The 22344-nt window shown below is 67.5% G+C and carries 25 protein-coding genes; 7 read left to right on the forward strand and 18 right to left on the reverse strand.

All coding sequences use genetic code 11. The features are described from left to right. Positions 1-271 precede the first annotated feature (271 nt). Positions 272-883, forward strand: a complete 612-nt coding sequence (locus AB3X43_RS01195) for a PEP-CTERM sorting domain-containing protein (RefSeq protein WP_369428066.1) — start codon at positions 272-274, stop codon at positions 881-883. Positions 884-960: 77 nt separating this feature from the next. On the opposite strand, the gene AB3X43_RS01200 is transcribed toward AB3X43_RS01195, so the two are convergent. The 9 genes from AB3X43_RS01200 to AB3X43_RS01240 form a co-directional block, all read right to left on the reverse strand. Then, positions 961-1941, reverse strand: a complete 981-nt coding sequence (locus AB3X43_RS01200) for an NADPH:quinone oxidoreductase family protein (RefSeq protein WP_369428067.1) — start codon at positions 1939-1941, stop codon at positions 961-963. 102 nt (positions 1942-2043) lie between these two features. Beyond that, a complete protein-coding gene (gene crcB / locus AB3X43_RS01205) occupies positions 2044-2433 on the reverse strand; it encodes a fluoride efflux transporter CrcB (protein ID WP_369428068.1) in 390 nt (129 codons plus the stop codon). Continuing rightward, complete coding sequence (locus tag AB3X43_RS01210; RefSeq protein WP_369428069.1) at positions 2430-2936, reverse strand: molybdenum cofactor biosynthesis protein MoaE; 507 nt, start codon at positions 2934-2936, stop codon at positions 2430-2432. Before AB3X43_RS01210 ends, crcB begins: the two co-directional genes overlap by 4 nt. 3 nt (positions 2937-2939) lie before the next feature. Next, complete coding sequence (locus tag AB3X43_RS01215) at positions 2940-3191, reverse strand: MoaD/ThiS family protein (protein ID WP_369428099.1); 252 nt, start codon at positions 3189-3191, stop codon at positions 2940-2942. Positions 3192-3193: 2 nt separating this feature from the next. After that, positions 3194-4492 (reverse strand): molybdopterin molybdotransferase MoeA, encoded by a 1299-nt coding sequence (locus AB3X43_RS01220; RefSeq protein WP_369428070.1) that lies wholly within the window; start codon positions 4490-4492, stop codon positions 3194-3196. After that, a complete protein-coding gene (gene mobB, locus AB3X43_RS01225; protein ID WP_369428071.1) occupies positions 4464-5012 on the reverse strand; it encodes a molybdopterin-guanine dinucleotide biosynthesis protein B in 549 nt (182 codons plus the stop codon). Before mobB ends, AB3X43_RS01220 begins: the two co-directional genes overlap by 29 nt. Next, the gene (gene thrC, locus AB3X43_RS01230) at positions 5009-6427 is read right to left on the reverse strand and encodes a threonine synthase (RefSeq protein ID WP_369428072.1); all 1419 of its coding nucleotides are present in this window, start codon (positions 6425-6427) and stop codon (positions 5009-5011) included. Before thrC ends, mobB begins: the two co-directional genes overlap by 4 nt. Before the next feature lie 30 nt (positions 6428-6457). Next, on the reverse strand, positions 6458-7768 hold the full coding sequence (locus AB3X43_RS01235; RefSeq protein WP_369428073.1) for a homoserine dehydrogenase: 1311 nt from the start codon (positions 7766-7768) through the stop codon (positions 6458-6460). Between the two features lie 69 nt (positions 7769-7837). Then, positions 7838-9067, reverse strand: coding sequence for a pyridoxal phosphate-dependent aminotransferase (locus tag AB3X43_RS01240; RefSeq protein ID WP_369428074.1), 1230 nt, complete (start codon positions 9065-9067; stop codon positions 7838-7840). Between the two features lie 106 nt (positions 9068-9173). Here AB3X43_RS01240 and AB3X43_RS01245 point away from each other — a divergent pair, with 106 nt between their 5' ends. From AB3X43_RS01245 to AB3X43_RS01255, 3 genes are all read left to right on the forward strand, one after another. Continuing rightward, on the forward strand, positions 9174-9557 hold the full coding sequence (locus tag AB3X43_RS01245; RefSeq protein ID WP_369428075.1) for an Mth938-like domain-containing protein: 384 nt from the start codon (positions 9174-9176) through the stop codon (positions 9555-9557). A gap of 112 nt (positions 9558-9669) precedes the next feature. Continuing rightward, a complete protein-coding gene (locus tag AB3X43_RS01250; RefSeq protein ID WP_338414042.1) occupies positions 9670-10146 on the forward strand; it encodes a peroxiredoxin in 477 nt (158 codons plus the stop codon). Between the two features lie 132 nt (positions 10147-10278). Beyond that, a complete protein-coding gene (locus AB3X43_RS01255; protein WP_369428076.1) occupies positions 10279-11961 on the forward strand; it encodes a PhoH family protein in 1683 nt (560 codons plus the stop codon). 133 nt (positions 11962-12094) lie between these two features. On the opposite strand, the gene AB3X43_RS01260 is transcribed toward AB3X43_RS01255, so the two are convergent. Continuing rightward, positions 12095-13042 carry an LD-carboxypeptidase gene (locus tag AB3X43_RS01260; protein WP_369428077.1) on the reverse strand — a complete coding sequence of 316 codons (948 nt, stop codon included), beginning with the start codon at positions 13040-13042 and terminating at the stop codon, positions 12095-12097. Further along, complete coding sequence (tadA, locus tag AB3X43_RS01265; protein ID WP_369428078.1) at positions 13029-13670, reverse strand: tRNA adenosine(34) deaminase TadA; 642 nt, start codon at positions 13668-13670, stop codon at positions 13029-13031. Before tadA ends, AB3X43_RS01260 begins: the two co-directional genes overlap by 14 nt. Between tadA and AB3X43_RS01270 the strand changes: the two genes are divergently transcribed. After that, entirely contained in the window at positions 13669-14742 is a 1074-nt protein-coding gene (locus AB3X43_RS01270; protein WP_369428079.1) for a DUF72 domain-containing protein, read from the forward strand. The genes tadA and AB3X43_RS01270 overlap by 2 nt on opposite strands. Before the next feature lie 12 nt (positions 14743-14754). Next, positions 14755-15012, forward strand: a complete 258-nt coding sequence (locus tag AB3X43_RS01275) for a DUF1653 domain-containing protein (RefSeq protein ID WP_369428080.1) — start codon at positions 14755-14757, stop codon at positions 15010-15012. Between the two features lie 30 nt (positions 15013-15042). Here AB3X43_RS01275 and AB3X43_RS01280 read toward each other — a convergent pair whose 3' ends face one another. From AB3X43_RS01280 to guaB, 5 genes are read right to left on the reverse strand one after another with little or no spacing between them, the layout of a single operon-like run. Beyond that, the gene (locus AB3X43_RS01280) at positions 15043-15942 is read right to left on the reverse strand and encodes a 2-dehydro-3-deoxygalactonokinase (protein ID WP_369428081.1); all 900 of its coding nucleotides are present in this window, start codon (positions 15940-15942) and stop codon (positions 15043-15045) included. Beyond that, on the reverse strand, positions 15939-16547 hold the full coding sequence (locus AB3X43_RS01285; RefSeq protein ID WP_369428082.1) for a 2-dehydro-3-deoxy-6-phosphogalactonate aldolase: 609 nt from the start codon (positions 16545-16547) through the stop codon (positions 15939-15941). The genes AB3X43_RS01280 and AB3X43_RS01285 overlap by 4 nt, the downstream gene beginning before the upstream one ends. A 12-nt stretch (positions 16548-16559) precedes the next feature. Further along, on the reverse strand, positions 16560-18158 hold the full coding sequence (gene guaA, locus AB3X43_RS01290; protein ID WP_369428083.1) for a glutamine-hydrolyzing GMP synthase: 1599 nt from the start codon (positions 18156-18158) through the stop codon (positions 16560-16562). Between the two features lie 7 nt (positions 18159-18165). Next, positions 18166-19449, reverse strand: coding sequence for a TCR/Tet family MFS transporter (locus AB3X43_RS01295; protein WP_369428084.1), 1284 nt, complete (start codon positions 19447-19449; stop codon positions 18166-18168). 5 nt (positions 19450-19454) lie between these two features. Next, entirely contained in the window at positions 19455-20927 is a 1473-nt protein-coding gene (gene guaB / locus AB3X43_RS01300) for an IMP dehydrogenase (RefSeq protein ID WP_369428085.1), read from the reverse strand. A gap of 110 nt (positions 20928-21037) precedes the next feature. Here guaB and AB3X43_RS01305 point away from each other — a divergent pair, with 110 nt between their 5' ends. Further along, positions 21038-21553: a DUF4124 domain-containing protein gene (locus AB3X43_RS01305; protein ID WP_369428086.1), complete on the forward strand. Its 516-nt coding sequence runs from the start codon at positions 21038-21040 to the stop codon at positions 21551-21553. Here the strand turns inward: AB3X43_RS01305 and AB3X43_RS01310 are convergent. Together AB3X43_RS01310 and AB3X43_RS01315 are read right to left on the reverse strand one after the other, a co-directional pair. Further along, complete coding sequence (locus AB3X43_RS01310) at positions 21531-21887, reverse strand: RnfH family protein (RefSeq protein WP_369428087.1); 357 nt, start codon at positions 21885-21887, stop codon at positions 21531-21533. The genes AB3X43_RS01305 and AB3X43_RS01310 overlap by 23 nt on opposite strands. Then, entirely contained in the window at positions 21874-22317 is a 444-nt protein-coding gene (locus AB3X43_RS01315; RefSeq protein WP_369428088.1) for a type II toxin-antitoxin system RatA family toxin, read from the reverse strand. Before AB3X43_RS01315 ends, AB3X43_RS01310 begins: the two co-directional genes overlap by 14 nt. Positions 22318-22344: the final 27 nt, after the last annotated feature.

Here is a 22344-nt window from a genome sequence, read left to right on the forward strand (position 1 = left end):
GCCGCCCGGGGGTTTTCCCGGCCAGATGCGGACATCAACGTGCTGGAATGTTCTCGCGACGAGCCCCACCCCCGTGGATCAAGGGTCGGGCAGTGCGATTCGGTACAAGTTGGCCGCTCGGATCCACACGCCACCCCTCAATAGGGGATCGACCACCATTGCAGATGTTTTCATTTGAGGGGACTTGCTAAGGTGCCGACAGGAAACGACGAAGCGCTCCAAGCGGTCCGCCAACTTCCAATCTGCAACAAACCCTCGACTGGAACTGCACATGCAAAAAACCCTGACCTCCCTGGCCGCAGCCCTGCTGCTTGCCACCATCGGCACCGGCGCTCACGCTGCGGCGAACCTGATCACCGACGGTGACTTCGAGATGCCCGTGGTGGCCACGGATTCCTTCGACACGTACACGAACCTGGGCGGCTACAGCGCCACGCTGTGGGGCTCGGACGCCACCAGCGGCACCCACAAGATCGTGGACGTGGCGGGCAACCAGTTCATGCAGTTCGGCGGCGGCGATTCGGCCTACACCGCATTCGGTGTGGGCACCGGTGGCGCGTACACCCTGAACTTCGACTACAACGGCTCGGGCTTCTGGGCGCTGTACAACGTGAACACGTCCAACTACGTCTCGACCGGCCCGCTGGTCCAGATCAACGGCATGGGCACGGACAGCAGCAGCCTCACGCTGGCCGACAACACCAGCTACAAGCTGTACTTCGGCTCGGTGGGCGCCGGTCTGCCGGGCATGACCACGGGCCTGCAACTGGACAACGTCGCGGTCACGGCCGTGACCCCGGTGCCGGAACCCGAGAGCTACGCCATGCTGATGGCAGGCCTGGGCGTGCTGGGCTTCGTCAGCCGTCGCCGTCAGCAACGCTGAGCCGACGCTGCACAGCGCCCGAGCGGCGCTGCTGCGAGGGGCGCCCTGCTGGGGCGCCCTTTTTCGTTCAGCTGCGGTCAAGCATGGGGGTGGACAACCACCTTGCCCTTGATCTGCCGCGCCGCCATGCGCGCGATGGCGTCGCGCGCACCGTCGAGTCCGACCCGCTCGCTGATCACAGGCCGGATGCGGCCCTCGGCAAACCATGTCGCCAGTTGCTGCATGTTCGCCAGGTGCGTCACCGGGTCCCGCCGGACGGCATCGCCCCAGAACACCCCCAAGATCGCCCGCTCCTTGAGCAACGCCAGATTGAGGGGCACCTTCGGAATCGCACCCGCAGCAAATCCGACGACCAGATAGCGGCCTCGCCACGCCGTGGCCCGCAGTGCCGGCTCTGTGTAATCCCCACCCACCGGGTCGTAGACCATCTGGACACCCTGCCCGCCGGTCAGCACATCCACTTGCTTGCGCAGGTCCTCGGTGCTGTAGTTGACCGTCTCGTCGGCGCCAACCGTTCGGCACAAAGCCAGCTTGTCCTCGCTGGACGCGGCGGCGATCACCCGTGCCCCCATCTGCTTCGCAATCTCGATCGCGGCCAGGCCCACGCCACCGGCAGCACCCAGCACCAGCAGCGTTTCGCCCGCCTGCAGGTGGCCGACATCCTGGAGGGCATGCAGTGAGGTGCCGTAGGTCAACACCAGCGCTGCGCCGGTGTCCATGTCCATCCCTGCGGGCATCGGCATCACTTGGCGGACGTTGACAACGGCCTGCTCGGCAAAGGCCCCATGGCCGCAGAAGCTGATCACCCGCTGCCCGACCTGCAGATGGCGCACGCCCTCGCCGACCGCCTCGACCACGCCCGCCAGTTCCGCACCTGGCGAAAATGGCAGCGCCGGCTTGACCTGGTACAGCCCCTGGACCATCAGCGCATCAGGAAAATTGACCGCTGCCGACTCGACGCGGATGCGCACCTCGCCCGCGCCGGGTTCAGGAGCGGCCACATCGATCACGCGCAGTTGCGTGATCGGGCCATAGGATTCACAGATCAGGGCGCGCATGGGCAGATCTCCGGCAGGAAAGTTCGGCAAAGTCCGCAGTCTGCCGGCACCGCGGCCACCGCCCTGACTCCAGGGTGACAGGCCCGGCCCGGCGCGCGGTGTTCAGGCGACGAAGACCAGCCGCCCCAGCCACCACCCCAGCGCCACAGCGCCCAGCGCACCCAGCAGATGCGCGGCACTGTGCACCAGCGCGAGCAGCACATTTCCAGACTGCAGCAAGACCAGCGACTCGCCCGAGAACGACGAGAACGTCGTCAGCCCGCCCAGGAAGCCAGTGACGACCAACAACCGGCCGTTAGTATCTTCCGGATGCAGACGAAACCAGACAAGGGCCAGCCCGATCAGGAAGCCCCCCACCACATTGACGGTCAACGTGCCCAGCGGAAACCCGGCGACGACAAACCCCAGGCGGACCCCGGCCTGCCAGCGCAGCAATGCGCCCAGTGACGCTCCCAGGGCCACCGACCCCGCCTGCACCAGCGTTGCATTCATGCGCTGGCCGCGTTGCCAGAGACGATGCCCCAGCGCGTCAGCGCCGCACCATCGCTGGCGCGGGCATCGACCCAGCGGGCCCCTTCGGGCGTGGTTTCCTTCTTCCAGAACGGCGCCTCGGACTTGAGGTAGTCCATCAGGAACTCGCACGCCTGGAACGCTTCGCCACGGTGCATCGACGTGACCGCGACCAGCACGATCTGGTCGGCGATCTGCAACGGACCGACCCGGTGGATGACGCGCACGCCACGGAGGTCGAAGCGGCGGAAGGCGTCGTCGATCATCGCCTCGATGCTGCGCTCGGTCATGCCGGGGTAATGCTCCAGCTCCATCGCGCTGATGGAGGCGCTGTCGGGCTGGCCTGCGTGGCGATCGCGCACCGTGCCGACGAAGGTGGCGATGGCGCCGACACCTGCGTCACCGGCCCGCAGTGCGGCGACTTCGGCCGACAAGTCGAAGTCCTCGGTCTGGATGGAGACGCTGGACCGGCGCGACGACGACATCGTTCAGCCTCCGGTGACCGGCGGAAAGAACGCAACCTCGGCGCCCGGCGTCAGCTCGGCCGACTCGGTGCACATGGTCTGGTCGAGGGCCGCACGCAGCGCCCTGCCCCGCGCCAGCGCGCCGGCGTGCGGCTCGCCACGGGCGATGAGCCGGTCGCGCAACTGGCCAACCGTCAGCGGCGCGTCGAGCGCCAGCACCTCACCGGCACCGAGCGATTCGCGCAGCGATGCGAAATAACGGATCTGGATCTGCATGGTCATCCCAGTTCACTCAACGGCACGAAGCGTACCGCCTCGCCGCGGGCGATCGCCTGCCCGGCCGCAATGTCCACCAGCCCGTCGGCCCAGACCACCGAGGTCAGCACCCCGGAACTCTGGTTCGGAAACAATTCGACCTCGCCGTCGGCGTTGACGCGGGCGCGCACGAACTCGCGGCGCCGGTCGGGTGTCGGCCAATCGAACGCCGCGCGCAGCGGATAGTGGCGCAGCGCCCAGCTTTCAGCGTGTGCGCCCTGCAACCGCAGCAGCACCGGCCGCACCGTCAGCAGGAAGGTCACGAAGCTCGACACCGGATTGCCTGGCAAGCCGAGGAACCACGCCTCGCTGCCGTCCTCGCGCCGCACGGCACCGAACGCCAGCGGCTTGCCCGGCTTCATCGCGATCTGCCACAGGTCCAGCCGGCCCTCGGCCTGCACGGCAGGGCGCAGGTGGTCCTCCTCGCCCATCGAGACACCACCCGATGTGAGGATCAGGTCGCAGTCGGCCGCCGCAGCACGCAGCGCGGCGCGGGTCGCGTCGAGCCGGTCCGGGACAATGCCCAGGTCCTGCACCTCGCAGCCCATCGCCTGCACCAGACCGCGCAGCGTGTAGCGGTTGGAGTTGTAGATCGCACCGGGGCGCATCTGCTCGGGCAGCACCTCGCCCGGCATCACCAGCTCGTCGCCGGTCGAGAACACGGCCACGCGCGGTCGGCGGGCGACCTTCAGCATGGCCGCGCCGACCGACGCGGCCAGCCCGAGCGCCGCGGGCGTCAGGCGCGTGCCGGCCGCGAGCACGACGGCACCACGCTGCACGTCCTCGCCTCGGCGGCGGATCCACTGGCCGGCCGGCGGCACGCAATGGACGCGCACGGCGCCCAGCCCGTCGCCGGCCACGGCCTCGCACTGCTCCTGCATCACGACGACATCGGCACCGGGTGGCACCTGTGCGCCGGTGAAGATGCGCACCGCGGTGCCTGGCTGCAGCGGCTGGCCGACGATGCCCGCCGGAATGCGCTGGCGCACCGGCAAGACGGTGCCCACCACGGCCACATCGGCTGCACGCATCGCATAGCCGTCCATGGAGGTGTTGTCGGCCGGAGGCACGTCCAGCAGCGAACACACGTCCTCGGCCAGCACGCGCCCGAGTGCCTCAAAGGTAGAGACCGTTTCGGACTGCGCCGCGCAGGTGGTGGCCACAGCGGCCAGCAGCTTCGCCAGTGCATCGTCCAGGCTCTGCAGCACCGGGCGGCGTGGGGCTGCCGCCGGTTCAGCGGTGTTCAGGGGCTCGGTAGCCATAGCGTTGCGGATCGCTTCGCAGGAAATCGGCCACCGACGCCGGATCGTCCAGATCCAGCAGCGGCAGCCCGGTGGGATGGGGCACGCTGTCCGCCGTCGGGCGGGCCACGGCAATGACGAACGGATCATCGGGGTACATGGCCGGCGCCCCATGGGCGGCACGCCAGACCTCGACCTTGGGCAGATCGGCGTGCTTGAACCCCTCGACGATCACCCAGTGCTCGACGCCCAGCGTACCCAGATCGCTCAGCTCGGCGACCAGCTGGTGCACGGACAGATGCGCCTCGACCTCGAACTCGCGCATCAACGCGATGCGGTGGGGGTTGGCGACGAGCACCTCGAACGCACCGGCCGCGCGGTGGCGGTGGCTGTCCTTGCCGGGGCGGTCGATGTCGAAGGGCTTGTGGGTGTGCTTGATCACCGAGACCCGGCAACCCTGCGCCTTGAACGCCCGGATCAGACCCTCACCAAGCGTGGTCTTGCCCGAACCGGACGCGCCGCAGAGGCCGATGACGTTCACAGCGGCACGTGGTCGCGGACGTACTGCTGGATCACCGCCGTATCGGCCGGCATGACCCGGAAGCGCTTCGGGCGCGACTCCAGATCGGCCAGCGCAGCCGGACGCGGCGCATGCACCTCGGCGCCAAGCGCTTCGGCGATCGTGCCCTCGAACTTGGCCGGCAGCGCCGTTTCCAGCACGATCATCGGCACGCCGTCCTCACGCAGCTCGCGCGCCACTTTCACGCCGTCGGCGGTGTGGGTGTCGATCAGCACGCCCTGGCCTTCGTAGGTCGCGCGGATCGTCGCCAGTCGGTCGGCGTGGGTCGAGCGGCCCGACTGGAAACCGTAACCGGCGATGCGAGCGAACTCGTCAGTGGACACGGTGAACACACCCTCGCGGCTCAGCGCGTCACCGAACAGCGCCTTGGTGCGCACGCCATCACGGCCGAGCAGGTCGAACACGAAGCGCTCGAAGTTCGACGCCTTGCTGATGTCCATCGAAGGGCTCGACGTTTCCCAGGTCTCGCTGCTGCCGCGCACGCGGTAGGTGCCGGTGCGGAAGAACTCTTCGAGCACGTTGTTCTCGTTGGTCGCCACCACGAGGTGCTTGACCGGCAGGCCCATCATGCGCGCCACATGGCCCGCGCAGACATTGCCGAAATTGCCAGACGGCACCGTGAAGCTGACCTGCTCGTCATTCGATTGCGTCGCCTGGAAGTAGCCGGCGAAGTAGTAGACGACCTGCGCCAGCAACCGCGCCCAGTTGATCGAGTTCACCGTGCCGATGCGGTAGGCGCGCTTGAACTCCAGATCGTTCGAGACGGCCTTGACGATGTCCTGGCAGTCGTCGAACACGCCCTCGACGGCGAGGTTGTGGATGTTCTCGTCCTGCAGGCTGAACATCTGCGCCTGCTGGAACGGACTCATGCGGCCGTGCGGCGACAGCATGAACACGCGCACGCCGGCCTTGCCGCGCATCGCGTACTCGGCCGCGCTGCCGGTGTCGCCAGAAGTGGCGCCGAGGATGTTGAGCTGCTCGCCGCGGCGCGCCAGTTCGTACTCGAACAGGTTGCCCAGCAGCTGCATCGCCATGTCCTTGAAGGCCAGCGTCGGCCCGTTGGACAGCGACTCCAGGCACAGGCCCGGCTCCAGTGGCTTGAGCGGCACGATGGCGTCGGTGCCGAACACCTCGGCGGTGTAGGTCTTCTCGGCCAGGCGCTTCAGGTCGAGCGGCGGAATATCGTCGATGTAGAGCGACAGGATCTCGAACGCGAGTTCGGCGTAGGACAGGCCGCGCCAGCGGGCCAGCGTGGCCGTGTCGATCTTCGGATAGCGGACCGGCAGGTACAGGCCGCCATCGGGCGCGAGGCCCTCCAGCAGGATCTCGCAGAAACGGCGCTCGGTCTGGTCGCCTCGGGTGCTGATGTACTTCATCGTGCGTGCTTCAGAGTGCGGACAGCCGGCTCACGCCAGCTCTTCCTTGCGCAGACTCACGATCGGCGCCAGCACCGTCGCCAGCGCCTGCATCTGCGCCAGCGCCGCGCGCATCACGCCCTCCTGTGTCTCGTGCGTCAGGATGATGACGTCGGTCTGGTGCTCGCCGTCGTTGGACTCGCGCTGCAGCACCGCGTCGATCGAGATGTCGGACGCGGCCAGGATCGAGGTGATCGCCGACAGCACGCCCTTCTGGTCCGCCACGCGCAGGCGCAGGTAGAACGCGGTGCGCACCTGCTCGATCGGCAGGATCGGCGTCGTGTGCAGCTCGTCCGGCTGGAAGGCCAGGTGCGGCACGCGGTGGTCCGGGTCGGCGGTGTGCAGGCGGGTGATGTCCACCAGATCGGCGATCACGGCCGAGGCGGTCGGCTCGCTGCCGGCGCCCTTGCCGTAGTACAGCGTCGTGCCCACGGCATCGCCCTGCACCATCACGGCGTTCATCGCGCCCTCGACATTGGCGATCAGGCGCTTGCTCGGCACCAGCGTCGGGTGCACGCGCAGCTCGATGCCCGCTGCCTGCCGCTTGGCGATGCCCAGCAGCTTGATGCGGTAGCCGAGCTGCTCGGCGTAGCGGATGTCCACGGCGGACAGCTTGGTGATGCCTTCCACATGGGCCCTGTCGAACTGCACCGGCACGCCGAACGCGATCGCGCTCATCAGCGTGGCCTTGTGGGCCGCGTCCACGCCTTCGATGTCGAAGGTGGGATCGGCTTCGGCGTAACCCAGGCGCTGCGCTTCTTTCAGCACCACGTCGAAGTCCAGGCCCTTGTCGCGCATCTCGGACAGGATGAAGTTGGTCGTGCCGTTGATGATGCCGGCCACCCACTGGATGCTGTTGGCGGTCAGGCCTTCGCGCAGCGCCTTGATGATCGGGATGCCACCGGCGACCGCAGCCTCGAACGCGACGATCACGCCCTTTTCGCGGGCGGCTGCGAAGATTTCGGTGCCGTGCACGGCCAGCAACGCCTTGTTGGCGGTGACGACGTGCTTGCCGGCGGCGATCGCTTCGAGCACCAGGGCCTTGGCGATGCCGTAACCACCGATCAGCTCGATGACGATGTCAATGGCCGGATTGGCGATCACCTGGCGTGCATCGGCCACGACAGCCACGCCGTCACCGACGATCTCGCGGGCACGCTCGACGTTCAGGTCCGCCACCATCGTGATCTCGATGCCGCGGCCCGCGCGGCGGCGGATCTCTTCCTGGTTGCGCTTGAGCACGTTGAACGTGCCGCTGCCGACGGTACCGATGCCCAGCAGGCCGACTTGGATGGGTTTCATGGCGATTGATCTACGGTCAAAAATCAGGTCAGAAAACAATGGCGGAGCAGTGCCGGGTAGAAACGCTGCTCAGGTGCCGTGACGGCGACGGTAACCGTCGAGGAAGCGGGCGATGCGCCCGACCGCGTCGGTCAGGTCGTCCGAGTTGGGCAGGAACACGAGGCGGAAATGGTCCGGCGTGGCCCAGTTGAAACCGGTGCCCTGCACGATGAGCACCTTCTCCTCGGCCAGCAGCTCGTAGGCGAACTGCTGGTCGTCGGCGATCGGGTACATCGTGGGGTCGAGCCGGGGGAACATGTACAGCGCCGCCTTGGGCTTGACGCAGGTCACGCCCGGAATCTCGGTCAGCAGCTTGTGCGCCAGATCGCGCTGGCGGCACAGCCGGCCGCCGGGCTGCACCAGGTCCTTGATGCTCTGGTAGCCACCGAGCGCCGTCTGGATCGCGAGCTGTCCCGGCGTGTTCGCGCACAGGCGCATCGAGGCCAGCATGTTCAGCCCTTCGATGTAGTCGCGGGCATGGCGCTTGTCGCCCGACACCACCATCCAGCCGGCGCGGTAGCCGCAGGCACGGTAGTTCTTGCTCAGGCCATTGAAGGTCAGGATCAGCACGTCGTCGGCCAGCGCGGCGATGCTGGTGTGCACATGGCCGTCGTAGAGCGTCTTGTCGTAGATCTCGTCGGCGAAGACGATGAGCTGGTGCTCGCGCGCCACCTGCACGATCTCGCGCAGCACGGCGTCCGGGTAGAGCGCACCCGTCGGATTGTTCGGGTTGATGACGACGATGGCCTTGGTGCGCGGCGTGATCTTGGCGCGGATGTCGGCGATGTCGGGCATCCACTCGGACTGCTCGTCGCAGACGTAGTGCACCGGCTTGCCGCCCGAGAGTGCCACGACCGCCGTGTAGAGCGGGTAGTCCGGCGACGGGATCAGCACCTCGTCGCCGTCGTCGAGCAGCGCATTCATGCTCATGGCGATCAGCTCGGAAGCGCCGTTACCCAGGTACACGTCATCGACCGTGACGCCCCGCACGCCCTTTTCCTGCGTGTAGTGGACGACCGACTTGCGCGGCGCGAACAGGCCCTTGGAATCCGTGTAGCCAGCCGAATGCGGCATGTTGCGGATCATGTCCTGCACGATCTCGTCCGGCGGCTCCAGCCCGAACACCGCCAGATTGCCGATGTTGAGCTTGATGATCTTGTGGCCTTCTTCCTCCATCTGGCGGGCCTTTTCCAGCACGGGCCCGCGGATGTCGTAGCACACGTTGGCGAGCTTGCTGGACTTGGCGACGGTCTTGAGCACGAGGGAGATCCTGTTCGAGTGAGGGAAGACGACAAAAGCTAGAATTTAACGCATCCCGGCCCCATCTCCGGTCCGCCCCCCACTTCCGGCGCCAGCGCCGACCGCCGTGAAACTCCAGCCCGACCGCATCGAAGGCGTCAACGCCATCTTTTCCACGACGCATGACGCCGTATCCGTGAACAACCAGATCGGGCTGCAGCAGTGGCGCAGCAGCGTGATCGTGCCGTTCAAGGGCGAGGTGGTGGCATGGGCGTGCAAGCGCCACGAGGACCTGACACGCGAGGACTTCGATGCGCTGCTGGCCTACCAGCCTGAATTGGTGATCTTCGGCAGTGGGAAGAAGATCCGCTTCGTGCACCCTTCACTGATCCGTACGCTGATCGACGCCCGCATCGGAGTGGAGTGCATGGACACGCTGGCGGCCTGCCGCACCTACAACGTGCTCGCCAGCGAAAACCGCCGGGTAGTGGCGGCACTGCTGATCGGTTGATCGAAGCTGAGGCCGTACGCGTACCCATCCCGCCGGATGGCTTCATGCCCTCGACTGGACTTATAATAGATGGCTTATCCCCGTCAGGGATCCTCAGACTCAAAGAAATTGCATGACGCCCGCTCTCAACAAACCTCTTCCGGAACTTGAAGCGAATGCAACCGGCGGCGTGAAATTCACCCCCCAGGCGTTCCTCGGCAAAACCGTGGTGCTGTATTTCTACCCGAAAGACAACACGCCCGGCTGCACCACTGAAGCCATGCAGTTTCGTGATCACCACAAGGATTTCACGAGCGCTGGCGCCGTGGTGTTCGGTGTATCCCGCGACAACATGGCCTCGCACGACAAGTTCAAGCAGAACCTGGAACTGCCCTTCGAGTTGATCGCCGACACCGAAGAAAAGCTCTGCCACATGTTCGGCGTGGTCAAGAACAAGATCATGTACGGCAAGAAGGTGAAGGGCATCGAGCGCTCGACCTTCCTGATCGACCCTGCAGGTGTGCTGCGCGCCGAATGGCGTGGCATCAAGGTGGCTGGTCATGTGGAAGAAGTGCTCAAGACCGTCAAGGAGCTGAAGAGCCCCGCCTGAGCACCCTTGGCGACACCGGCGGCCTGTGCATAATGGGTTCATGCGCGTAAGACATGAACCGCATTCGCCGACCAACGAGAAGCCGTACAGCTTGCTGTGCGGCTTTTTCTTTTTCCAGTGACGCCATAGCTCATGCCTCTGCCCAAACCACCCGCCAAGCGCGGCACCATCCTTGACCCTTCGTCCTTCGATGCCCAGGCCGCACCCAAGCCGGCAAGGCGCACGCTGAAGGCCCCTGCTGACGAGCCTGCCTCCCTGGAACTGCAGCCACCGCCGCCGCCAGCCGCAGCGCCCCCGGTGGTCAAACCTGCGCCCGTCGCAGCCAAGGTCGCAGCAACGACGCTGGCACCAGTGGCGCGCGCCCCCGTGGCGCGACCAACCCCCAAGGCCCCCCGCGCGCGCTCGGCCCGCACCGGTCCGGCCAAGCTGTTCGTGCTCGACACGAACGTGCTGATGCACGACCCGATGTCGCTGTTCCGCTTTGAAGAACACGACATCTACCTGCCGATGATCACGCTCGAAGAGCTGGACGGCCACAAGAAAGGCATGAGCGAAGTCTCGCGCAATGTCCGGCAGGTCAGCCGCGAACTCGACGCGCTCGCCGCCAGCCAGGGCGACTCCTCGAAATTCGATCCTGCTGCCGGCATTCCGCTGGCCCGCACCGGCCACCGTGATGCGGGTGGCAAGCTGTTCTTCCAGACCACCTTCGTCGATTTCAAGCTGCCCGATGGCCTGCCGCAAGGCAAGGCAGACAACCAGATCCTCGGCGTTGTGCAAGCCCTGCGGGGACAGCAACCGGAGCGCGAGGTGGTGCTGGTGTCCAAGGACATCAACATGCGCATCAAGGCGCGGGCACTGGGCCTGCCTGCCGAAGACTACTTCAACGACAAGACGCTCGAAGACGGTGACCTGCTCTATACCGGTGTCATGGCGCTCCCCGCAGACTTCTGGGAGCGCCACGGCAAGACCATGGAAAGCTGGCAGCAGGGGGGCTCGACCTTCTACCGCATCAGCGGCCCGCTGGTTCCGTCGCTGATGATCAACCAGTTCGTCTACCTGGAGAGTCCGGGCAACGCACCGCTCTATGCCCGCGTCACCGAGATCACCGGCAAGTCGGCGGTGCTGAAGACGCTGAAGGACTACACCCACGCCAAGAACGGCGTCTGGGGCGTGGCCGCCCGCAACCGCGAGCAGAACTTCGCACTCAACCTGCTGATGGACCCGGACTGCGACTTCATCACGCTGACCGGCACCGCCGGCACCGGCAAGACGCTGATGACACTGGCCGCGGCACTGAGCCAGGTGCTCGACGAGCGGCGTTACACCGAGATCATCGTCACCCGCGTGACCGTCCCGGTGGGCGAGGACATCGGCTTCCTCCCCGGCAACGAAGAAGAAAAAATGAGCCCATGGATGGGCGCGCTGGACGACAACCTGGAAGTGCTGGCCCGTGGCGAGACCGCCGCCGGTGAATGGGGCCGTGCCGCGACCAACGACCTCGTGCGCAGCAAGATCAAGATCAAGAGCCTGAACTTCATGCGCGGGCGCACCTTCCTGAACAAGATCGTCATCATCGACGAGGCACAGAACCTCACACCCAAGCAGATGAAGACGCTGATCACGCGGGCAGGTCCGGGCACCAAGATCATCTGCCTGGGCAACCTGGCGCAGATCGACACGCCTTACCTCACCGAGGGCAGCTCAGGTCTGACCTTTGCCGTAGACCGTTTCAAGGGTTGGCCGCACGCCGGTCACATCACACTGGCGCGCGGCGAACGCTCCCGCCTGGCTGATTTCGCGTCCGAGGTGCTTTGAGCCCACCCGATTCGCATACCCACAAAAAGCGCCGCATGGCGCTTTTTTCATTTGCTGCGGCAGCCAGCCTGCTGCGGCACAGCGATGGTGCATCCACACCGAACATCCCGGATGAACGGTGGGGCTGACCCGCTCAGTCTCCCCAGAGCATCAGCACATCGCGGCGCTGCACCACCAGCTCGATCTTCACCCCCACCGGCAGCGTCACCTTGGTCGGCACATGGCCGAAAGGCAGTCCGGTCAGGATCGGTGTATCGCACACCGAGCGCAGATGCGCCACCATCGCCTTGAGGTTGTAGCCACGGTCCAGCGGCGACTTCTTCCAGTTGCCGAAGTCGCCCAGCACGATCGCCTTCTGCGCGGCAAGCACACCCGCCTGGTGCAGTTGCAGCAACTGGCGCTCGACGCGGTAGGGGTGTTCGTTGACGTCCTCGACGAAGAGCACGCCACCCTTCACCCTGGGCCAGTGCGGCGTGCCGAGCAGCGAACACAGCACCGACAAGTTGCCGCCCCAGAGCGTGCCCTTCACGTCCAGTCCGTCGAAACCGGCCTCGGTGCGAAAGCCGACCGCTTCCAGCTCGCCCGACATGGCCTCGCGGAAGCAATCTGGCGTGATCTCGTCCAGACCACCGTCGGCGTTGCTGCGGCCAAAGTCGTCACAGGCGAGCGGACCGGCCCAGCTCGGCGTCTTCGTGTGGGCGAGCAGGCCCATCTGCAATGCAGTCTGGTCGCTGTAGCCAACCCAGCGGGTGCCCCGGGCAGTGGCATCCGCCAGCAGTTGCCAGTCGATGCGGTCGAGCAGCCGGGTCAGGCCGTAGCCGCCACGCGAAGCCAGCGCGACGGACGGAGCAGCCAGCGCGACACGGTGCAGCGCAGCCAGCCGCAGGTCATCGTCGCCAGCGAAGCGCTGGAACTTCGCGGTGGCGCTCGCGTCGATCTGCACGTCGAAGCCGAGCACACCAAGCCGCTTGGCGGCAAGTCGGAGGACTGCCGCCTTGGCGATCACCCCGGAAGGACTGTAGATCGTCAGCGTCGGGGGGACGCTGGCGGTGGAATCGGGGTCGCGCTCAAGGTCGCTCATGGTGGCAGTCCAGGTGCAGGTTCAGATCGTCATCGTTCAGCTCGCTCGCTTCACCGGCAGGAATCGAGGTTGCGGGCGGCTGAACGGCGGGAGATGGTAGCGCAGCCTCCGTGACAGGCTCGCTCTGCTGGCGCGCCATCAGCCGCTGCGCCTTCTGCTCGGCACGGCGCCGGGCGAAGAACGCGCGCAGCAGGTCGCCGCATGGGTCCGCCAGCACACCGCCCTGGAGCGCCGTGTGGTGGTTGAGCTGTGGCTGGGCGAACAGATCGACCACCGAACCGGCTGCACCCGTCTTCGGGTCGTAGGCACCGAACACGACCCGCTTGAAGCGCGCATGCAGCAGCGCCATCGCGCACATCGCGCACGGCTCCAGCGTCACGAACAGCTCGCAATCGGGCAGGCGGTAGTTCTCCAGCAGCGTCGCGGCGTGGCGCAGCGCGACCAGCTCGGCATGGGCGGTCGGGTCGTGTGTGGTGATCGGGCGGTTGTAGCCGGTGGCGATGACCTGCCCGTCGCGCAGGATCACCGCGCCGACCGGGACTTCGCCGACCAGGGCGGCGTTGAGCGCCTGGTCGAGTGCGAGGCGCATGGCATGTTCGTCGGCGGGGGAGCAGGGGGTCTCAGGCATGGGCACCGATTATGCTGGCGCGATGTCGCAACCCGCCCCTCCTTGCCCGCCGCACCAGACCGGCCTGTTCGGTGAGGCCCAGCCCGAGACAACAGCCGGTGGCGTGGCCCCACAGCCGGCCGATGGCACCGTGTGCACCATGGCGCAGACCCTTTCGCCGCGCATCCACCTGGGCACCTCGTCGTGGAGCTTCCCCGGCTGGGCGGGACTGGTCTGGGCCGGGGCACACACGGAGGCTGCGCTGTCCCGCGAGGGCCTGCGCGCCTACGCCCAGCACCCGCTGCTGCGCACCGTCAGCATCGACCGCAGCTTCTACCGCCCGATGACCACCGGACAGTACGCGGTCTATGCAGCACAGGTCCCCGACGACTTCCGCTTCATCGTCAAGGCGCCCGCCCTGGTCACTGACGCCGTGCTGCGCGCCAGCGACGGCCGCGGCGTGCAGCCCAACCCGGTCTTTCTCGATCCATCGGTGGCGGTCGAACAATTCGTCCAACCGGCGCTGGACGGCCTCGGTGCGAAGATCGGCGCGCTCGTGTTCGAAATCCCGCCGCTGCCACCCGCGCTGCGGCGCGACATGCCCGCCCTGCTCGCGCGACTCAGGCGCCTGCTCGCCGCCCTGCCCGCGCTGGCGCCGCAGGCACCGGAGGGGGTGATCGCCGTCGAGGTGCGCGATTCCGACTGGCTGGTGCCGGCGTTCCGTGATGTGCTGCGCGGGGCTGGCGCCCGCTACTGCCTGGGCCTGCATCCACGTCTGCCACCCATCGCGGCGCAGTTGCCCCTGCTGCGTGCGCTGTGGCCAGGACCGTTCGTCTGCCGCTGGAGCCTGAACCGCCTGCACGGCGCACAGGGCTACGAGGCCGCCAAGGCAGGCTATGCCCCATTCGACCGGCTGGTCGATCCGGACCCCGCCACACGCGAGACGCTGGCCCGCATCATCCGGGGCACGGCGGACGCCGGCTTTTCCGTCTGCGTCTCGGTCAACAACAAGGCCGAGGGCTGCGCGCCGCTGTCGGTGATCGAGCTGGCGCGGGCCATCGCCGCTGCGCCTGCGCCTGCCCCTCCTGCCTGAAAAGGAACTTCCATGCGCCACGCCACCACGCACTCCGCCCAGGACGACCTCGCTCCGCTGCCCGACATCGCCACCGGCTGCTGGCGGCACTACAAGGGCGGTGAGTACGAAGTCCTCGGCATGGCCCGCCACAGCGAAACGCAGGAGCCGCTGGTGGTGTACCGGCCGCTCTACAACGCGACAGGAATGTGGGTGCGGCCGTACGCGATGTTCATCGGCGATGTCTGCATCGACGGTGTGGTCCACCCACGCTTCCGCCGTGTCGCCTGAAGGGATGGAAGCACGCCGCGCCGCCGCCGGTCAGACCAGCCCGCGGGCCTGCGCCAGCCGGTGCAGGCCACGCGCAGTCAGCGCTTCCGCATGGGCAATGCCGATGGCGCCCAGCAGCGCCAGCGCACGCGCATACCGCGTGACCAGCGCCGATCCGCCGACCAGGTGGATGGCGGCACCGGCCGATGGCGCCAGCAGGTCACGCAGTTCGTGTCCGATCAGCAGTCCGGACAGGTACGACGGCGCCTGGGCCGCAGCGAGCTGGCCGAACAGGCCCTGCGTCCGCACGCCAAACAGGTGGTTCGCCAGCCCCCCCGATCCGCCGCTCGCGACCACACCGCGCGCGAAGGCGTCCGCATCGTCCACGTCACTGGCCAGCGTGGCCGGCATCAACGCCGCCAGCAGACTCTGTTCGCGCAGCAGCGCGTACAGCTCACCCGTCATCGCCGTGCGCAGCGAAACGATGCAGCCATCCTGCACCTGCACCCACTTGCTGTGCGTACCGGGCAGGCAGACCGTGTGCGGGCCATCGCCGGGCAGGTTCGGCAGCAGGCCGAGCACCTGGGTCTCTTCACCACGCATGACCTCGGGCGAACGACCGCCGGGACGGTGCGCCAGCCCGGGCGCGATGAAAACGCGGCGCCCAGGCAAGCTGGCTGCCGGCACCTCGACCAGCCCTGCCGCGATCTCCGACAGACCGGCAGGCCCCTGGACATACGGCACCTCGTGCCAGCCACTGCGGCTGCCGACCATGCCGGCCAGCAGAATCACCGGGTCGTCCCAGCCCGCGATCTGACGGCAAAGCACGGACTCGAAGTCGCCGCCACAGGCGAGCAGTCCGGCGGCGGCACTCCGCTGATCGAGCACCTCGCCATGGACCCCGAGCCGGTAGGCGCGCAAGCTGGTCGTGCCCCAGTCGATGGTGATCATGCTGCGGCGCGGCAAGCGGCCACGAATCCGCGGGCCAGCGCGGCGGTGCGGCCGGCATCTTGCCCTGGTCGGTAGAGGTCGCCGCCCAGCCCGGCACCGGTGCAGCCCGCACGCAGGTAATCGCCAAGGTTGTCGGGCGTGATGCCGCCCACCGCGAACAGCGGCACCGGCGGCAACACGGCGCGCAGCGCCTTCACATGGCCCGGCCCGTAGGTGGTCGCAGGAAACAGCTTGAGCGCGTGCGCGCCGGCATCGAGCGCCTCGAAGGCTTCGCTTGCCGTGGCGAAGCCCGCCGCGACTTGCAAGCCACTGGCAACTGCATGGGCGATGGTGGCGGGCCGCGTGTTCGGCGTGACCATCAACCGACCGCCGGCAGCCACCAGCGCGTCCACGTCGGTCTCGCGCAGCACGGTGCCGGCGCCGATCAATACACGATCGCCGAAGGCATCGACGAGGCGCCGCACGCTCAGCGCCCAGTCGGGCGAGTTCAGTGGCACTTCGATGGCGTCAAAGCCGGCGTCGACCAGTGCGCCTGCATGGTCGAGCACCTCGTCCGGCGTCACACCACGCAGGATGGCAATCAGCGGAAGCGAGGTCTGCCACATGGCCTCAGGCCCTCATTCCCACTCGATCGTCGCAGGCGGCTTGCTCGACACGTCGTAGGTGACGCGGTTGATGCCGCGCACTTCATTGATGATGCGGCTCGACACCTTCTTGAGCAGCGCATAGGGCAGCTCCGCCCAGTCCGCCGTCATGAAGTCGCTGGTCTGCACCGCGCGCAGGGCCACCACATAGTCGTAGGTGCGCCCGTCGCCCATCACGCCGACGCTCTTCACCGGCAGGAACACCGTGAACGCCTGGCTGGTCAGGTCGTACCAGCTCTTGCCGGTGGCCGGGTCGATGGTGGCGCGCAGCTCTTCGATGAAGATGTGGTCGGCACGCTGCAGCAGGCTGGCGAAATCCGCCCGCACCTCGCCGAGGATGCGCACACCCAGGCCCGGCCCCGGGAACGGATGCCGGTACACCATCTCGTGCGGCAGGCCCAGCGCCACGCCCAGCTCGCGCACCTCGTCCTTGAACAGCTCACGCAGCGGCTCCAGCAGCTTCAGGCCCAGCGTCGCGGGCAGGCCGCCGACGTTGTGGTGGCTCTTGATCGTGGCCTTCTTGCTGGCCGTGCCGCCCGACTCGACCACGTCCGGGTAGATCGTGCCCTGGGCCAGCCACTTGGCGCCCTTGTTGCCGTCGCCCTTGAGCTTGGCGGCTTCGGCCTGGAAGACCTCGACGAACTCGCGACCGATGATCTTGCGCTTCTGCTCGGGGTCGGTGACGCCCTTGAGGTGGCCCAGGAACTGCTCGGCGGCCTGCACGTGCACGACCTTGGCGTGCAGCCGGCCGGCGAACATCTCCATGACCATCGCGCCTTCGTTCAGGCGCAGCAGGCCGTGGTCGACGAACACGCAGGTGAGCTGGTCGCCGATGGCGCGGTGGATCAGTGCGGCGGCCACCGACGAGTCGACGCCGCCGGACAGGCCGAGGATCACCTCTTCGTCGCCCACCTGCTCGCGGATCTTCGCGACGGCTTCGGCGATGTAGTCGCCCATGATCCAGTCGCCCTTGCAGCCGGCGATCTCGCGCACGAAGCGGGTCAGCAGCGCCGCGCCCTGCAGCGTGTGCGTGACTTCGGGGTGGAACTGGACGGCGTAGTAGCCCTTGTCCTCGTTGGCCATGCCGGCGATCGGGCAGCTCGGCGTGGAGGCCATCAGCCTGAAGCCAGGCGGCAGCTGCGTGACCTTGTCGCCGTGGCTCATCCAGACCTTGAGCATGCCGTGGCCTTCCGGCGTGGCGAAGTCCTGGATGTCCTTCAGCAGCGTCGTGTGGCCGCGGGCACGCACCTCGGCGTAACCGAACTCGCGGTGGTCGCTCCAGCTCACCTCGCCGCCGAGCTGCACGGCCATGGTCTGCATGCCGTAGCAGATGCCCAGCACCGGCACGCCTGCGTCCCACACGGCCTGCGGCGCGCGCAGCTGGTGGTCTTCGTAGGTGCTGGCGTGGCTGCCCGACAGGATGATGCCCTTGGGGTTGAAGCTGCGGATGAAGTCGTCCGACACGTCGTTCGGGTGGATCTCGCAGTAGACATGGGCCTCGCGCACGCGGCGGCCGATGAGCTGGGTGACTTGCGAGCCGAAGTCGAGGATGAGGATCTTGTCGTGTTGCATGGAAAACTCAGGCGACCACGTGTGCCGCGTGCGGCGGCGTGGCGGGATGGCGTCGGAAGTGGCGCAGTGCGAGCACGGTGGCCGTGACCTGCAGCGCCGAACAGAGGAAGAACGGCGCACCGATGCGCCAGTCGCCGCGGGGCAGGTGCGACACGAACCCGAGCAGCGCCGAGCCGATGACCGGCGCGAACACGGCGGTCAGGCTGTTGAGCGAACCCAGCGCACCCAGCGTGCGGCCCTGGGCGGACTCGTCGGCGGCGTTGGAAACCAGCGTCTGCATGGCGGCCTGCACCATGAAGCCGAAGACGTTCAGCCCGATGACGGCGTACATCATCCAGCCCTCGGTGGCCGCGCCCCACAGGGCGTAGGTGCAGGCCGAGGAGATCAGGCCGATGACGGCGATGCGCTGCGGCGACGTGCGCTTGAGAGCCACACGGATCAGCCCGCCCTGCACCAGCACCGACATCACGCCCACGGCGAACAGCGACCAGCCGTTTTCCTTGGGGCCCCAGCCGAACTTGAAGGTGGTGTAGAGCACCCAGGTGGTGTGCAGGATGAACTGCGCCAGGCTGGACAGGCCCATCACGAACACCAGCGGACCAACACCGCGCAGTTCGGTCAGGCGGCGCAGAGAGGCCACCGGATTGACCTTGGTCCAGTCGATCGCCGGGCTGCGGCGCTCCACCGGCAATGACTCGGGCAGCACGAAGGCGCCATAGAGCGCGTTCAGCACCGCCAGCCCGCCTGCCACGAAAAATGGCAGGTGCAGGTTGATGGCGCCCAGCAGCCCGCCCATGACCGGACCGAGGATGAAGCCCATGCCGAACATCGCGCCCAGCAGGCCGAACCGCTTGGCGCGCTGGTCAGGCGCGCTGATGTCGGCGACATAGGCCTGCGCGATGGACGCATTGGCCTGCAGCGCGCCGCTGACCAGCCGCACCGCCACCAGCATCCACAGCGCCGTCGCCAGCCCCGTGACGAAGAAGCTCAGCGCCAGTCCGGTGAACCCGAGCAGCAGCACGGGCCGGCGGCCATAGCGGTCCGACAGCGCCCCCAGCACCGGCGAGCCGATGAAGTTGGCCACGCCGAAGGCGAAGGTCACCACGCCGTACCAGAAGGCCTGGTCGGCCTGCGAGCCGGTGAACTTGCCCACCAGCGGCGCCAGCACCGGGATGATCAGGCCGATGGCGACCATGTCGATCAGCACGGTGATCATGATGAAAGGCATGGCCGCAGCGCGGCCCTTCGGCGTCGACATGGGGGCGACGCTCGGATCGTCGGTCGGGCGCAAGCGCGTCACTCCATGCGGTAGTTGGGCGCTTCCTTCGTGATCTGCACGTCGTGGACGTGGCTCTCACGGATGCCGGCGGACGTGATCTCGACGAACTCGGCACGGTTCTGCATGTCGGCGATCGACGCGCAGCCGCAGTAGCCCATCGAGGCACGGATGCCACCGGCCATCTGGAAGACGATCGACAGCATCGAGCCCTTGTAGGGCACGCGGCCCTCGATGCCTTCCGGCACCAGCTTGTCGGCGTTCGGGTTGCTGGTCTCGTCGTTTTCCTGGAAGTAGCGGTCGGCCGAACCCGCCTTCATCGCACCGATCGAGCCCATGCCGCGGTAGCTCTTGTAGCTGCGGCCCTGGAACAGGACGATCTCGCCGGGCGCTTCTTCGGTGCCGGCGAACATGCCGCCCATCATCACGGTCGATGCACCGGCCGCGATGGCCTTGGCGATGTCGCCCGAGTAGCGGATGCCGCCGTCGGCGATCAGCGGCACGCCCGTGCCCTGCAGGGCGGTGGCGACGTTGTCGATGGCGGTGATCTGCGGCACGCCGACACCGGCGACGATGCGGGTGGTGCAGATCGAGCCGGGGCCGATGCCGACCTTGACACCGTCGGCACCGGCTTCGACCAGCGCCAGGGCGGCAGCGCCCGTGGCGATGTTGCCGCCGATGACATCGACATGCGGGAAGTTCTGCTTGACCCAGCGCACACGCTCGATCACGCCATGGCTGTGGCCGTGGGCGGTGTCGACGACGAGGGCATCGACACCGGCCTTGACCAGCAGCTCGATCCGCTCTTCCGTGCCATCACCGACACCGACCGCCGCGCCGACACGCAGCTTGCCGTGGGCATCGCGGGCGGCGTTGGGGAAGCTGGTCTGCTTGGTGATGTCCTTGACGGTGAACAGGCCGCGCAGCTCGGAGGCGTCGTTCAGCACCAGCACACGCTCCAGCTTGTGCTGGTGCATCAGCGCCTTGGCCTGCGCCAGCGAAGCACCTTCCTGGACGGTGACCAGGCGCTCGCGCGGGGTCATGATCTCACGGACCGGGGCATCGAGACGGGTCTCGAAGCGCAGGTCGCGGCCGGTGATGATGCCGACCACGCGGCCGTTCTCGACCACCGGGAAGCCGGAGATGCCGTGGGCGCGCGACAGCTCGATCACCTCGCGGACCCGCACATCCGGCGACACGGTGATCGGATCCTTCAGCAGGCCCGATTCGTAGCGCTTGACGCGGGCCACTTCGGCGGCCTGCTGTTTCGGGCTGAGGTTCTTGTGGACGATGCCGATGCCCCCCTCCTGGGCGATCGCGATCGCCAGACGGGCCTCGGTGACCGTGTCCATCGCGGCGGACACCAGCGGCAGATTCAGGGTGATGTTGCGCGACAGTTTCGTCGCCAGCGAGGTGTCGCGGGGCAACACCTGGGAGTACGCGGGGACCAGCAACACGTCGTCGAAGGTCAGTGCTTTGCCAAGCAGGCGCATGAGTCGGGCTCCAGACGCAAAAGGAGATTATACGGACCCGTTACACGCCCGCCCCTGCCGGACTGTTGCAGACACACTGCGGGCGCAAGGCCGCCGCTACACTGCGCCCCATGTTTTCGACCTCCAAGCCCCGACAACTGCGTGGCGTGCTGCTGGCCCTGACGGTGCTGGCACTGGCTCTGCCCTGCGCCGCGCAATGGAAGTGGCGCGACGCCCAAGGCCGCGTGCAATACAGCGACCGACCACCGCCGAACGATGTCCGCGACCGCGACATCCTGGCCCGGCCAGCTGCAGGGTCCGCAGCACAACGCCCGGCATCGCCAGCCTCCGCATCCACCGGTGCACCGCCAGGCGCGGCATCCGCGCCGACGAGCGACCCCGCCCTCGAAGCCCGCAAGCGCCAGGCAGAAGCCACGCAGGACCAGGGCAAGCGCGACGAGGAGGCCCGCGCCGCACGCCAGAAGGTCGAGAACTGCGCCAGGGCCAAGGAATACGCCCGCACCGTCGAGAGCGGTCAGCGCATCTCGCGCACCAACGACAAGGGCGAGCGCGAGTTCCTCGACGACGCTCAGCGCACCCGGGAATCGATCCGCGCCCGCGAAATCATCGCGAGCGACTGCCGCTGACCCGCTGGCGACCCCGCTCGCCCTGCGCCCGGTAGCGCACGCGGCGAGCCTCCTTGGGATCGACGATCAGCGGCCGGCACAGCTCCAGCCGGTCGCCGTCGTGCAGCACCGCAGAGGGCGGCACCGCCCGCCCCCAGACAGCCACCGTCACCTGCTCCAGGTCGAAGCCCGGATGCCGTGCCGGCAACCCCGCTGCGATCACGGCATGCCCGGCGGTCGCACCGGCTGGCAGATCGAACACCTGCAGATCCACCTGCCGCGGTGCCGGGCTGTAGACCACCTCGACCCGGATCGTCACCACGCCCGGCCCGACTGCCGACTCAACGCTGGCCATGGACCTGCTCGGCACGGGCCACGAAGGCATCGACGAAGGTGTTGGCGATGCGGTCGAACACGGGGCTGACGACCAGTTCCAGCGGCCGGCTGGCGAAGGCGTACGACAACTCGAATTCGACCTTGCACGCCTTCCCGTCCGGCCCGATCGGCAGGAAGCGCCAGACGCCTTCCAGGTGCGAGAACGGCCCATCCACCAGACTCATGCCGACGGACTGGCCATCGACATGGGTGTTGCGGGTGGTGAAGGCGTGGCGCACGCCGGCATAGGCCAGGTGCAGCCGGGCGGTCACCACACCCGGCTCCTGCGACAGCACTTCGGCCCGCTGGCACCACGGCAGAAACTGCGGATACGCGGGCACATCGACCACGAGATCGAACATCTCGCGGGGCGAGTACCAGAGGAGAACGGATTTTTTGACGTGCTTCACAATGCGGGGATTGTATTGAGGCTGCCC

Origin of the sequence: Sphaerotilus sp. (assembly GCF_041083715.1) — a bacterium.
Classification (GTDB): Bacteria; Pseudomonadota; Gammaproteobacteria; order Burkholderiales; family Burkholderiaceae_C; genus Sphaerotilus.